At 67.5% G+C, this 733-nt stretch carries 1 protein-coding gene; it reads right to left on the minus strand.

The features are described 5' to 3' along the window. A partial coding sequence (locus CCN37_RS38585) for an NtaA/DmoA family FMN-dependent monooxygenase (RefSeq protein ID WP_143262098.1) occupies positions 1-586 on the minus strand: 586 nt, incomplete at its 3' end. Positions 587-733 lie beyond the last annotated feature (147 nt).

Raw genomic sequence — 733 nt, forward strand, 5'->3', positions numbered from 1 at the left:
GGCCGCGGACCTGGAAGTGCGGGCCGTCGTGCTCGATGGCCCGGATCCGGTCGGTGTCAGCGTAGACGCCGCTCGCGCGGTCGACGAGCGCGGCGTCGTAGTCCCAGCTGTCCCACAGCTTCTTGACGACCTCGATGAACTCCTCCGCACGCTCGTAGCGCGCCGAGTGGGCCGGCCGCTTGGCCAGGTTGAAGTTCCGGGCTTCGTCGACGCCGGCCGAAGTGACGATGTTCCAGCCCGCCCGGCCACCGGAGAGGTGGTCGAGCGAGGCGAACTTCCGCGCCAGGTGGTAAGGCTCGTTGTAGGTCGTGGACGCGGTCGCGATCAGTCCGATGTGGACTGTGCTCGCGGCGAGCGCCGACAGCAGCGTCAACGGCTCGAAGTGGCTGTGGGAGTTGTGCTTGACGTTGCCCCACAACGCGACGCCGTCGGCGAGGAAGAGCGAGTCGAGCTTGCCGCGTTCGGCCGTGCGCGCGATGTCGACGTAGTGCTGCAGCGTCCGGGCCCGGTGCGGGTCGGTCGACGGGTGCCGCCAGGCGGCCTCGTGGTGGCCGTTCGGCATCACGAACGCGTTGAGGTGCATCATGCTTTCTCCTTGGGACGCCAGGTCGAGAACCGCCGTTCGAGGACGACGAAGCCGGCGTTGACGAGCACGCCGAGCACCGAGACCGCGATGATCCCGGCGTACATCTGCTGGATCTGGAAGTTCACCTGGCTGGTGTTGATGAGGTAG

Source organism: Allokutzneria sp. NRRL B-24872, from assembly GCF_002155965.1.
Taxonomy (GTDB): domain Bacteria; phylum Actinomycetota; class Actinomycetes; order Mycobacteriales; family Pseudonocardiaceae; genus Allokutzneria.